We start from the raw sequence: 13,427 nt of genomic DNA on the forward strand, positions 1-13,427 counted from the left end.
TTACCGCCGATTTAATCGCTGTTTAAATTAAACGAACTCACCGTAAAGATTTAATGATTTAAAAATTAGACAATGTTTCAAAGTTACGTGATAAGCCTAAAAGAAGGCTTGAAAAATTCAAATAAAATCACCAGATTTCTCCAAAAAGTCAAGCCACAAGAAAAGACTTTAGAGGAGAAATCTGATGAAAGAGCTATCGATTACGATGGAAATTCGTTTTCAAATTCCCAATGAATCCCTTACGCTTAGCGGTCTGATTGTGAGCATAAGCGATAATCTACCTGACATAGGAAAAGCTCTATTGGTGACACTGATGAAAGCCCTCGAATTACAAGCGACCAGGCAGTACTTAGAAAACGCTGCTGGACGTACTGTGCGTAATGGGCATGAGAGCCATGAGCGGAGCTTTCGAACCTCTTTTGGAAAAGTCAGTTATCGCTTTGCGCAACTGCTTGATATTGCGACCAATAGGAGCTTTTCTCCATTGAGGAAAATGCTTTCTATCGACCCCTACAAGCGCTACCAGAGGGAGGCGCTGAAAGCACCGATTAACCTGGCCATCCACATGTCGTATCAAAAGGCCGTAGCGGAATACAATGCCATTGTGCCCGCGGGGATTAGTAAAAGTACCCTCTGGCGCCATCTCCATCGGTTTTCTGACCAAATGAATTGGCGGCCGGATTTAAAGAAAATCCCCTACCGCTTTCTCATGGTCGATGGGACAAAAGTCACGCTAATGAACCCTAGCAAACAGAGCATCGGACTGGCTCAACTGCGACTTGCCCTGGCCTCTACCGGGATAGGAGACCATTTCCAACCGGTCGGTTTTTGGCTCAATCGAAGTTGGGACCACATCGCCGCCGACCTGCGTAAACGTTTAGATTACAATAAACTGGAAGTGCTCTTCTCCGATGGCGAACCGGGTGTCAAAGAAAATCTCCTCGCCTCGGGCATGAGACATCAACGGTGTCAATGGCATGCCAAAAGGGATTTCAGATTCATTCTCTACATGGACGGCCTCAAAAAGGCTCAGCAAAAATCCTTTGTCCACCAACTGAATAATATCCCAGCCCTTTGGCTCAATGCCGCCGCTTTGGAAACAATCCGTCCCTCCGATATGAATAAAGTCAAAGAACTCTCGGAAAAAACGCAACAAGACTTTCAAGACCTGACCCAAATGCTGGACCCCCTATCGTACCCAAAAGCAAGAGCTTATGTCTCTAATTTAGCCGACTCTGTGGCCACTTTCTTTCACTATTGGCTCCAGAATAAAACCTGGCTCCCAATCACAACCAATGCTATTGAATCAGCTTTCAGCCGATTCACCAATCGCATGAAATTCATCGGCAAACGCTGGACAGAAAAAGGCCTGATCAAATGGCTTCAGCTTTCTATTCATAAACTCTTTTTCCCAGATGCCTGGCAGAATCTTTGGAAGCAATTTCTACAAATAAACACAGCTCCCAAAATGTTCTTTTTGAAAACATCTTTTGATTGGCTCTAGCCTAATCACGTAACTTTGGGATATGCTCTAATTTTTACATGACCCGTGTAAAATGAGGCATTGACCCGAATAATATCGTTCACCATTCCTTCGATCCAACTGTACAAAAAAACGGTGAGGGCCACACCAATCACAACAACCGTAATCGGCAAAAAGCTCCGTGATCGATCCCGCAGCAATCCCTTTATTAAGAAACGAATCATGACCATTTTCCTCTCAGCGCATCTGTCGGTTTGAGCCTGGCGATCCGCCGCGTGGGCAAAAAGCTGACCACCGTAACCGTAATCAGAATGACAAACACCGTTCCCAGAATAAGCCCAATGCCATAGGTTGGCATCAATTTTTGGCTAAGAGCAATGCCGTAGCTGTCTGTGTACGAAGGTAGAGGAATTCCGTTATTCTTGAAGTAAATTAGGATGGGTGTCCCGTAAATAGCCGCGACAAGAAGGGCCAGAATTCCGTGAAAGGCCCCTTCAATTGTAAAGAGTCGAATCACTTCACTGCGCGTCATTCCAAGGGCCATTAGTGTTCCAATCTCTTTCCTCCGCCGAAAAATCGAAAGTACCTGTGTGTCAAAAATCGCCAGAAGAGCCAGCACTACCAGAAAAAAATAGAAAATGGCCGATGAAACGGATTTTGTTTGAACAATTTCCCGAATATCACTCAGCAGAAAATCCGGGCTCCTAAATTCCCACCCCGGAACAGCAGGCGGCGGTTCCACCCCCGGTGCCAAAACCACGATGGTTGTCTGTCCCGGGGCCCGCAGCATCCGACGAAGAGAATCCAGGGGAACCCAAATCTGGCCGTTATCAATGGTAGAGACGGGAGTTCGCATCAAGCAGACAATTCGGGCATCCATGACGTCAAAAGCCCCATACACATCCTGCCAGCGGAGTGTCAAAAAATCGCCCTTTTTTAAGCGGGAACGACTTGCCATTCGTTCGCCAATGAGTGCAGGAAGATCGCAGCAGGCAGCCGAATCTTTTAGAGCCTTTGCGGGCATTTTCAAAATTCTTTGATCCGGATCGATTCCTTTCAGCAGCACAGGCATTAAACGTCCATCCGGGTACATGGTCGCCTGTGTGATTAAAATGGGCGTGGCTTTCCCCTCGCGCACAAGTTCCTGTAAAGACTCTGGCAAAATGCCGTGACTCTTTTCCAGTGAAAGCGGATCGTAGGGATCATAATTTTTATGCCAGAACTCCCCGCCGCCGATTTCCCAATCCGTCTTGGCGTGCATCGCCTGATCATACATGCCATCGTATAAACCCTGTGTCCAGATAATAACCACAAAGGAAAATGACAGAACGATGACATTCAGCCAAGTTCTTACCCCGGCTCCGATCAGATTTCTGTAGGCCAATTTGAGAAGAATCATGAGGATGCGCCCTCGTTGGAGGCTGGAGTTGTAATTTCATCCCGGGCCACTTTTCCGTCAAACAGGAAAATCTTCCGACGGAGAAATTTAATCACCTTTTCGTCATGAGTAGCAAAAAGAAAGGTTGTTTTAAGCGATTGATTTAGAGCCGCCATCGTTTCCAAAATATTGTAGGAATTTTCAGCATCCAAATTGGCCGTGGGTTCATCTGCCAGCACAAGTTCCGGCTGTTTCACCATGGCCCTGGCAATCGCCACTCGTTGGGCTTCTCCCCCGGACAATTGCGCCGGCCGCGATTTCGCTTTGTCCGTGAGTCCCACCCACTCCAGCGCCTGCCACACCCTTTTGCTGCGCTCCGATGGCGAAAGCTTTAGCAACAGCAGCGGAAATTCCACATTCTCGAATGCCGTGTAAACAGGGAAAAGATTGTACGTTTGAAAGATAAAACCAATTTTCTGACGACGCAGTCTGGCAGCTCCTTTTTGGGACAAATCATTCACCCGCTGATTTAGAACAACAGCCTCTCCTTCAGTAGGACTGTCCAATGTTCCCACGATGTTCAAAAGGGTGGTTTTGCCGGAACCACTTGGGCCTACCAATCCGGCAAATTCACCGTGCCGAAGAGACAAATTCACGTGCTTCAATGCCGTAAAAAATCCTCCGCCCATCGGGTAATTTTTAACAAGATTGTGTACTTCAATTACGGTTGAATCGGACATTTGACAGTTTCCTCAGTTTGACAGGATTTACAGGATGACTAAATTCGTGAATTCGTGGCAAACACGACGGTCGTTTTCTCAAGGGCAGACTTCCCTCAACTAATAGGCATAAACCACCAGTATTTGAAAACCATTTCCGTTAAATGCCGACAACCTCGGATTCCCCCAAACGCGCATGTTCCGGGGGATGAGAAATACGGCTAAATTCACCTGCCAACGGTCGGTAGTGCGCCTCCAGCTCAGGTAGTGAAAAAATCGCCGGCTGCTCCAATCGTAGGTTGAAATTGCCATGATTTCATCCAGCAAATTCAAAGGATACGTTACTAAAATTCCCGAATACGATCGCTTCTCCTGTAGACGGGTGGCCGAAGTTGAGAAGCCCTGAATGAAATTTTCCTCCAGAACATAGAAACCATTTCCAACGGGAAACGTGTAATCCAACCCTACCGTTCCCATTTGGCGCCATTGAAAGGGCATTCCTGCGTTTTCATAATGGAATAAGGCCGATTCGAACCAGAACCCCGCGCCAATGTCCCAGGCGCCATCCACAGCCAGACGGCTTTCCCGGAAAATTGAGGATGATCCCGTAATGGCGAAAGGCATGGAAAAATCTCCAAATTGCACCCAGCGATGATGAGCCGTTAGAGCCAGCTCTCCCATTAAAAGCGGAACCTGAATCCGTCCCCCAAATTCCGGTTTTCGCTCCGCTGTGGGAAATAGCTCGATCCCCTTAGTGCCTCGATTTCCGACCAACGCCCACAGCCAGATCGTTGCATTGTTGGGGAAATAGGTTCGAACCAGAAGGGCCTTTATCCCGTTCGTCAGCTGCAGGGGATCGCGGGGATCCAGGCGATCGAACCACATCAGGGGGCGAAAAAGCTTTGCCGATCCGAAATTGATTTTTTGATTGCCCAAACGGATTTCAAGCTTCGGCGTTGCATAGCGAATCCAGTAACGGTACCAATTAAAGCTGTGGCTGTTGTGATAAGAAATACGTGTGTTAATGGCCAGTGTTTCAAGCACATTAGCGGCCACCGAAAGCCCCACAGAGCCCGTCGAGGAAATCCCTTGGTTTGCATCCAACGCAGGGATAAACCGCAGGCCAAAGTTCACCGGCCGATCACCTGCCCGAAAGTAAAACGTTTGGGCAGCGATTTCACCCGAAAAATCAATTGTTTGACCGTGTGCCTTTCCCACAAATTCCAGAAGGAGAAAAAGACCAAGTGGAATTAAAAGTAATGGTCTTTTCAGGGGATTCATCATAGAATCATTCCATAGAAAAACAGGTTCAAAAGTTGCAGAACCAACTCTGCATAATTTGGAAAAACCTGTCTCGAATGCTCGTTATTTGATCATTCAGGTAGTATGATTTTGGTATTCTTTACCATGATTCGTAAACAATGTAAGCATCTTGTCTGTATTTGTCAAGGAGTGGTTTTGAATTTTAAACTCCATTTGCCATTTGATTTACATGATATACAATAAATCCTGTAATCCTGTCACTATTTTTTTGGGTTGACCTTAAAGACCCACTGACCGATTGGAAAAAAACAAACGTGCAGGTTATCCGGATATACCTTATTTTCCAAAAATATTTTCTTGGCTTGATTTTTTTTCAAAAGCTTTGTATTTTATTTCCAATGCAGATTCACTTACGGGAGTAAATATGATTCAACAGATTTTTGACCTTCCAAAATTTATTCAATCGGATGAAGAATTAGACGAATTCGTTTCCCGGCCCACGCCGGAACTGGTTCAATCCATTGCCCGCCTGAAGGGCGACATCCTCATTTTGGGTATTGGGGGAAAGCTCGGCCCCGATCTGGCCCGGCTCGCCCTCAGAGCCATCAACCAGGCGGGAATCCACAAAACAATTTACGGGGTTTCGCGATTTTCAACGCCGGGAATAAAAGAAAAACTGTCTCAACTGGGCGTCGAAACCATCCAGGCGGACCTTCTGAAACCGGGAAGTCTTGAAACATTACCGGACGTTGAAAACGTCATCTTCCTGATCGGCCGAAAGTTCGGCACAGGAGGCGCAGAATCCTTCACCTGGGCGTGGAATACGTATTTACCGGGTCTGGTAGCCGACCGCTTCCACTCGTCTAAAATTGCCGTACTTTCCTCCGGAAATGTGTATCCTTTCGTGCCTGTCACATCGGGCGGCGCGGACGAATCGGTTCCGCCGGAACCGGTGGGTGAATATGGCCAATCCGTTCTGGGGCGCGAACGAATGTTTGAATATTTTTCGCGGCAGCACCACACGCCTGCCGTTCTGATTCGACTCAATTATGCCAATTCCCTTCGGTACGGAATTTTGCTGGATATTGCACAAAAGATCATCACGGGGACGCCAATCGATTTGACCACAGGTGCGGTGAATGCCATTTGGCAGGGCGATGCCAACACCATTATTTTACGGAGCTTTGAAATCGCGGATTCACCCCCGGCCATTTTGAATCTTACCGGTCCCGAAACGGCTTCCGTGCGCTGGCTGGCGCACGAGCTGGGGTCCCGCATCGGAAAGGAGCCCATATTTGAGGGTGAAGAGTCGGACACGGCGTTGCTGAATAACGCAGCGTTTTGTTTTGAAAAATTCGGCTACCCCAGAGTACCGCTCAAAAAAATGATCGATTGGCTGGGCTATTGGGTCACCCACGGCGGTTCGACCCTGAACAAGCCCACCCATTTTGAAGAGCGCGAAGGGAAATTTTAGGGGGGAACAAACCAGGCAGGCGCACCCTAAAAGGGTGCGGCTACAACCCGTACCCGCAGGCTTTATGCCTGCGTATCTCTACAATCTCGCACCCTGAAAGGGTGCGGCTACAACCCGTACCCACAGGCTTTACGCCTGCGTATCTCTACAATCTCGCACCCTGAAAGGGTGCGGCTACAATCTGTAACCGCAGGCTTTACGCCTGCGTGCTTTAAAGAACAAAAAGGAAAACATGACACACTTACCCGAAAACATTCGAGAAAAATTAAACACAGGAATGGTCATCCCGGCCCATCCCCTGGCCCTGAACAGTCACCGTAAACTGGACGAGCGCCGCCAGCAGGCACTTACCCGCTACTATCTCAGTGCCGGTGCCGGAGGTATTGCGGTTGGCGTTCACACCACACAGTTTGAAATTCGTGATCCTAAATACGGGCTTTACCAACCCGTGCTCCAACTGGCTTCCGAAACGATTTCCGAGATGGAAGGCAAATTGAACCGGCCTGTTATTCGCATCGCCGGAATTGCCGGTCCCACCCCACAAGCCCTTAAAGAGGCCCAATTTGCCGCCGACCAAGGGTTCCATGCGGGGTTGGTTAGTCTGGGGGCCCTGCAAAACGAGAGCATCGACGCTTTGGTAACCCATTGCAAAGCCATCTCCGATATTCTCCCGCTGATCGGATTTTATCTCCAACCGGCCGTTGGAGGTCGAATTCTGCCTGTCGATTTCTGGCGAAAATTTCTGGAAATCGAATCGGTCGTGGCCATCAAAATTGCCCCCTTTAATCGCTATTACACACTGGACGTTCTAAGGGCTGTTGCCGAATCCGGTCGGGCAAAGGAGATTGCGCTTTACACCGGAAATGATGACCACATTGTAGGCGATCTCATCACGCCGTTCCGCTTTCAAGTCGGGGGGAAAGAGGTTTCTCTGCGAATGGTCGGGGGACTGCTGGGCCACTGGGCCGTCTGGACGAGAAAAGCCGTGGAGCTTTTGGACGAGATTCACGCAATCGTTGATGCCGGTCGGGGAATTCCGGAAGAGTTGCTCACACGGGCGGTTCAAATTACGGACGCCAACGCAGCCTTCTTTGATCCGCAGCATCACTTTCGGGGAAGTATTGCCGGAATCCACGAGGTGCTCCGGCGGCAGGGACTCCTTGAAGGCCGGTGGTGTCTGAATCCGGAAGAGGATTTATCGCCGGGACAAATGGAAGAAATAACACGGGTTTACGCGGCCTATCCCCATTTAAATGACGATGCGTTTGTCAAAGCCCATTTGGACGAATGGCTGACACCCTGACGAGTTATTTCAACAAAAAGCGGGGAATTTCCAGATTGTACCGGCGAAACATGGCTCGAATCGCTTCTCTCTGATCAATACCCGGAGCCATATCGCTCAATCCCGTACTGCCTTGAGCCACTTTAAGCAAATCCAGCCAGCCTTCGTTGTGAATTTCCCCGGTTTTGGTGGAGTGAATCAGCTTAAGTTCACCGAACCGGCCGGTTGCTCCAAAAATAAACACAACACCGTGCTCGATGTTATCGTAACTCCAGGCCTGGAATTCCCGAAAGCCGGCCACATTGGAATAGTATTGAATTTCTGAGGGTTTACCATACAAAATATACACCCGCCCCCTGTCCGTCTGCCACCCGGCCTTGTTGGTTTCTCCAAATTTAAGGTTTGAATACTGGATTCGTTTCATAAACTCAAGAAATGTTTCCAACTGGGGAGTTTCCATATTGCTGTCGTGGCTTTTCCAAAACTGGTAAAGGAAAATGCGTTTGGCTCTTTCTGAATTCAACTGATCGACAATCTTTTTCTGTTCGTCGGTCAGAAAATATCGGGTGGCATTCAAAGCCACATTCACATTTTTGGGCGATAGAAGGGCAATTTCACTGCTCATCATTCGCGATTCCACGGGCAGAGATCTGCGATTTGCCGATTGAACCCGGGTCTGATAGACTGTAAATGTGGCGTTGTTTGAAGCAATTTCCCTCTCGGCTGAATCGACCACCGAGAAATGCAGATAATATCTTCCCGAGGGAAGATAGGCTGTCTGAATCTGTCCGATTTCAATGTCGTCATTCCCCCGAATTACCTTTTTCTTGGTATAGCCGGGAAGGGATAAAACCGGAAGTCCCCGACTGTTTAAAACCGTTCGTTTCAGCCAGTAATATTTCCCATGAAAATTCTTACCGAGATTGTAAATCTCAAAATAATAATACATTTCAGGATTTTTTCTATCAAAAAGCAAAAGGGGATTGGGAATCACCTCGAAGCCGTTCTTGCTGAAAAGCGTGTTCTGATTCTTTTTTTGTGGAGAAATCAGACGGGCCACCTCAATATCGCTGAGCGAGACTTTTTCGCCCCCAAAGGTTCGAACGGTAAAACGCGTTACCGTTGCACTGTCGGTGTCACTCGGATTGCCGGGATTTTTTGCGATGAGTTTAATCTGATAGCCCCCCGGCGGCAATAAGAAACGAAGGGCATCGACCATCATTTCATGTGTTCCGTTTTGACGGGTCCAGTTTAACCGCCAAAAATTATGAATAACGGGCTTTTGATCCTTCAGTATTTTCAACTCAAGAAGATACGACACCCCATTTTCGGCTTTATCCTTGGGCCCGATTAAACCGTAATTGATTTCTACAAGGGAGGTGTCCTGATTGAAGCGAAACTGGCACACATCAAACCGGACAGTAACACGCTCCGCCGCATGTAAAAAAGATGACCCTGCAAAAAAGACACATAAAAGACCCACAAATACTTTGCGCAACATTTCAAAAACCACCTTTATATTACGTCACTTTCGCTGTTTAAAACACGAGATTGTTTCAAAATAAAAAGGATTGGCATTTCCAGGAATGCCAATCCTTCTAACGTTTTTGAGTTTTCTTCGTTCCGTAAAATTAGAATTGCACGGAAACTGTAAACCATTGATTACCGCCAAACCATTTTGCATCGCGGTAGGCATAATCGATGAGTAAGGCGGATGTACCCAGCTTGTAACGAATCCCCGCGCCCATTGTCATGCCAAAAATATTGTCGTCGGCATTTCCGCCCAGTGTTCCGGAATAGCCTCCCCGCACAAAAAAGACATTATTAAAGGCATATTCAACACCGGTTGCCAGTTCATCCAATCCGTAATTCTGATTTCGATAATTTCCGACAACGGTTACTTTATTCTGCGCATTGAGTGTGTAGGGATAAGCCAGCCCGATTTCAAATGTGCTGGGAAGCTCAAAATTCTGGGCTTCAAGCCGTAAATCCACATTCGAAGCGGCTTGTTCCGTGTGAGGAATATGAACCGATCGCTGCAGATCATCGCCATAATACTGCATCATGGGGCCAAAATTATTGAGTGTTAATCCCATTCGAAGACCGATACTGCTGACGTACTGCACGCCAAAGTCAAAGGCAATATTTGACGCACTCATCCGCAAAAAACTCTCGTGAATGATCTTGGCATTTACGCCGAAGAAAATCCGGTCGGTCATCTGTTTGGAATATGTGAGTCCCAGGGTAACAATACTGGGATCCACCATAATTCCGGTACCTTCGGTTTCAAATTCGGTAGTTTGTTCAAATTTTCCAAAGTCAAATATTTTTGCACTAATTCCTATGGTTCCTATTTCGCCGAAATTTGAGGAGACGGCAAAATAATTCACCTTTGTTCCGGCAATCCACTGTAAATTACTGAATGTTGCCTCAGCTGTGGCATGGGAGGCAGCCAAGCCGGCCGGGTTCCAGTAAATGGCTTCATTTCCACTCACCATGGCATTGTAAGCACCTCCCATGGCAATTGCCCGTGACCCGACCGGGATGAGCAATTCCTGAGCACCAGCGCCGCCAACCTTGTCCTTATTTCCCGCAAAAAGGGCCGTTGTACTCAGCAGGAGAGCGGTACCCAATAGGAAGGTCACTATTTTCTTGAATTCCATTGTATTTTTCTCCTATTTATTCACCTTAAAATGTTTATCAGTAAAACGACGCGTCATAAACACTTTACAGATTTTTTAAGCGTTGCTGTCTGAGAACAATTGCCAATTTGAGAATCTTTTGTCCAACATTCGGGACATCGATGTACGCGATGTAGAAACCGCTGGCAACCGGCAGCGTTCTTTCATTCTGCAAATACCAATCATGCGTGGTACTGTTGGGATCATCGTGTTTAATGGTTTTAACAAGCTGCCCTGAAATGGAGAAAATGCGAATCGTACATTTTTCGGGCAGATTAATAAAGGTCACGTGATCCTGATGCAAATCCGTTTCCGTAATGTTGTAGCCCAGGTAGGGATTGGGAAATACATTAATGATGTTCAAGCGCTTTTTGGCATCGGCCAGAACCCCGGTGGTCTTCCCCTGAACCCTGAAGGTAAATTGATCCTCGCCGGCCACCACCGGTTTGGGGAAGGTGTCCGGATCGGGAATGTTTAATCTCACGATATCTCCCGTTTGCCATTTTGTGCTGTCTAAAAAGACAAATGACCAGGTTGCCATTGTATCCTGCCCCGTGAAACCAATATTGTGAACCTGCTCGTCATAAGGAGAGGCCACAACGTACACCACGCAATTTCCTCGTGGAGCCCAGGTTGGGACAAAAAGGGAATCCGAGATTTTCTGAGCATTATCGGTAAAGGCCGTATTTAACTGAATATTCCGTTTGAGATCCCACACTTCAAACGGCACCCTTACGAGGAAGGGATTACGGGATCCGGGATTGGGATTGGCCGGATGCTTCGGCATAAAATTAGCCGGATCGCCAAATCCAAAAAGCAGGGTGGACATCGATCCGCCGGATGTGACCGTTCGGGTTGTGGAATCCATGACACCCGTAAAGCGAATTTCCAGATTATTCAGAATCAGACTGGTGTCCCGCGTTCCTTTTCGAAAACGGCCGTCAATGGCTAGATCGGTCGCGCGGCCTTCCATATCGTGGGGACCGGTCAGGCGTGTAATAAGGGATGAATCACCTTTAACCAGCTCCGGTTCCCAGCTCGTTAGTTTTTTCTTCTCAAAATCAACCGTTAATCCGAAAAAGAATCCCAGGCTGTCAGGGGTATCTTTGTACGTAATATCTTTGTCAATCCCATATTTATCTACATTTGTAAATTCGGGAACCGGATCACCATCTCTCCAGAGCGTCCAGGTGGAATCCTTATTGATCGTGATTTTATAGTCCGCCGTTTTAATATGAATTGGATCGAGAACTTCTGCCCAAACCTTGTACTTGCTTGGGGCGGCATTCCCTGCAGAATGCGTAATTTTAATATCCTGAAAGGCGTCGTTGCTGTATACCGTTCCCGGACGCGGCCTGTGAGGAACCACGGTAAGAACGTTTCGGCTGCTTTCCAGAACATTCGGAATACTATTTTTATCATAGGCGTAGGAAGTAATCGCTATATAATAGGGACGTCCGTTTGCCATCGTCAGTCCTTCGTAGTCCTTTGTGAAAAGGTAACGATACTGCAATCCCAGGTTGTTTCCGTACGCTGCAGGCAGGTTCAAAATCTGGCCGGTATTTACATCGTAGCGGGGTTCCAGAATGACACCCAATTCATCCTGTTTATCGAAGGTTGCCAATCGCTTCCAGGGGCCGCCCGGAGAATCGCCAATATAAACATTGTAGCCCTGGAATTTGTACGTGGATTCAAAATTTTCCGCATTTTTCTTCCAGGTGACCAGGACCTTTCGATTCAATTCGGAAACCGTTACTTCTGGTGACGGCGGCGGACTGGGAACATTGAATCCCAGATTATACGCCTGTTGAGCTTCCCGATCGTAGAAACGCAACACGCTGATACTGCTCAATCGATCCGAACCCTGTCCGATGACACACCCCACGACAACTTCCTGCGTGTCGCCCACGGCCAATGTGAACGGACCCGAGCCGGTGAGCATTCGAATATCAGCCGGGGGACTTTCGGCCGTGGATAACCAGCCGGTGTCGGTGACCGGATCACCCGTATTCAAAAAGGTTGTCACTTCTCCTGTGATCGGGTTTTTCCAGGGCGTTCCATCCTTTTGTTTCCCGCTCAGGTAGTTCCAGACCTCTTCTGCCCCCTGGGCGCTGTAGGGAGGATCGCTGTATGTGCTGTTCCCGTTGTAATATTTATTGAACGATGTGGCTCCGAGAATCTTCTTGTTTAGAAATACCCGGCCATCCGGAAGCCGTGCCGTATCCCCGGGAGAATCGACAATGGGTCCCTGGAAGAAATCCCAGCCCAGGGCGGGCGGACGGGAACCATAGACGGCATCAACCGGCTTTCCACCGTAACAATAGCTCATACCCAGATCCATATCATAGCCGATCAAATCATCATTGGCATCGCCATTATCGACATCGGCCCAGGCACCGATATAGGTTTGTTTAAGATCGTTCTTCCCCTTATTAATGAGGGTGTATTTCACAAAAATTGTATTTCCAAGAGCTCCGGACCGATCGAACCCAAACACCAGAAGGTGCAGCTCAATTCCAATGGGAAGGGTGTTGTAGCACCCGTTGTGCAGGTTCTGATCCAGATCATTCATTACGGCGTAGAGCATTTCATCGCCATAACCCACCCATTTTCCGTCAGCATCTTCTACGGGCGGTGCCCCTTGTTTTTCAGCGTAGGACTCCCAGGTATCCCAGGAATCTATTTGAAGGGCATCGTTGCCATTGGGATAGTCCTTGTGGACCTTATACACGCGGTATTCCGGCTTATCGGGGTCATCGGCCGATCCATCCGGCAAAATCAAGCCCGGCTGATATTCCACATTATAATCGGCGCAAGCGGTTCGAATGACATCGTTCACTTTTCCTGCAACCCAGATTCCGGCATTATAACAGATGTATTTTCCCGAACCTTTGGGCCATTCCATATCCGAGTTTCCGGATATGGGATTCCGGGTGTAGGTTCCGTTATTCATCACTGAGCTGCGAATCTGATTCACATCAATATATTTCACAGCTCGCTTGGTGAGCACCTTATTCAATATTGAAAATGTGACACCGTCTTTTTCTGCAGTAAATCCTACTCCTGCAAACAACAAAAGTAGCACTCCCACAGTCATTTGGTTTATAATCTTTTTTAGCATTTCCTTTCCTCCTGAATAAGACAAAC

The 13,427-nt window shown here is 47.8% G+C and carries 10 protein-coding genes; 3 read left to right on the forward strand and 7 right to left on the reverse strand.

The genetic code is table 11. The features are described from left to right. Positions 1-184 precede the first annotated feature (184 nt). Entirely contained in the window at positions 185-1,504 is a 1,320-nt protein-coding gene (locus tag GXO76_02135; protein NOY76649.1) for a hypothetical protein, read from the forward strand. Between the two features lie 5 nt (positions 1,505-1,509). Here the strand turns inward: GXO76_02135 and GXO76_02140 are convergent, their stop codons facing one another. From GXO76_02140 to GXO76_02155, 4 genes are all read right to left on the reverse strand, one after another. Continuing rightward, on the reverse strand, positions 1,510-1,707 hold the full coding sequence (locus tag GXO76_02140; GenBank protein ID NOY76650.1) for a hypothetical protein: 198 nt from the start codon (positions 1,705-1,707) through the stop codon (positions 1,510-1,512). Further along, positions 1,704-2,882 carry an ABC transporter permease gene (locus GXO76_02145; GenBank protein ID NOY76651.1) on the reverse strand — a complete coding sequence of 393 codons (1,179 nt, stop codon included), beginning with the start codon at positions 2,880-2,882 and terminating at the stop codon, positions 1,704-1,706. Before GXO76_02145 ends, GXO76_02140 begins: the two co-directional genes overlap by 4 nt. Continuing rightward, a complete protein-coding gene (locus GXO76_02150; GenBank protein NOY76652.1) occupies positions 2,879-3,601 on the reverse strand; it encodes an ABC transporter ATP-binding protein in 723 nt (240 codons plus the stop codon). The genes GXO76_02145 and GXO76_02150 overlap by 4 nt, the downstream gene beginning before the upstream one ends. Before the next feature lie 99 nt (positions 3,602-3,700). Next, positions 3,701-4,798 carry a hypothetical protein gene (locus tag GXO76_02155; protein ID NOY76653.1) on the reverse strand — a complete coding sequence of 366 codons (1,098 nt, stop codon included), beginning with the start codon at positions 4,796-4,798 and terminating at the stop codon, positions 3,701-3,703. 502 nt (positions 4,799-5,300) lie between these two features. Here GXO76_02155 and GXO76_02160 point away from each other — a divergent pair. Together GXO76_02160 and GXO76_02165 are read left to right on the forward strand one after the other, a co-directional pair. After that, a complete protein-coding gene (locus GXO76_02160) occupies positions 5,301-6,317 on the forward strand; it encodes an NAD(P)-dependent oxidoreductase (protein NOY76654.1) in 1,017 nt (338 codons plus the stop codon). Positions 6,318-6,549: 232 nt separating this feature from the next. After that, on the forward strand, positions 6,550-7,620 hold the full coding sequence (locus GXO76_02165) for a dihydrodipicolinate synthase family protein (GenBank protein ID NOY76655.1): 1,071 nt from the start codon (positions 6,550-6,552) through the stop codon (positions 7,618-7,620). 4 nt (positions 7,621-7,624) lie between these two features. Here GXO76_02165 and GXO76_02170 read toward each other — a convergent pair whose 3' ends face one another. The 3 genes from GXO76_02170 to GXO76_02180 all read right to left on the reverse strand — a co-directional run bounded on the left by GXO76_02170 (position 7,625) and on the right by GXO76_02180 (position 13,401). Further along, complete coding sequence (locus tag GXO76_02170; GenBank protein NOY76656.1) at positions 7,625-9,100, reverse strand: GWxTD domain-containing protein; 1,476 nt, start codon at positions 9,098-9,100, stop codon at positions 7,625-7,627. Positions 9,101-9,230: 130 nt separating this feature from the next. Continuing rightward, the gene (locus GXO76_02175) at positions 9,231-10,262 is read right to left on the reverse strand and encodes a PorV/PorQ family protein (GenBank protein NOY76657.1); all 1,032 of its coding nucleotides are present in this window, start codon (positions 10,260-10,262) and stop codon (positions 9,231-9,233) included. Positions 10,263-10,326: 64 nt separating this feature from the next. Further along, complete coding sequence (locus tag GXO76_02180; protein NOY76658.1) at positions 10,327-13,401, reverse strand: T9SS type A sorting domain-containing protein; 3,075 nt, start codon at positions 13,399-13,401, stop codon at positions 10,327-10,329. Positions 13,402-13,427: the final 26 nt, after the last annotated feature.

The organism is Calditrichota bacterium (assembly GCA_013151735.1).
Lineage (GTDB): Bacteria > Zhuqueibacterota > JdFR-76 > JdFR-76 > BMS3Abin05 > BMS3Abin05.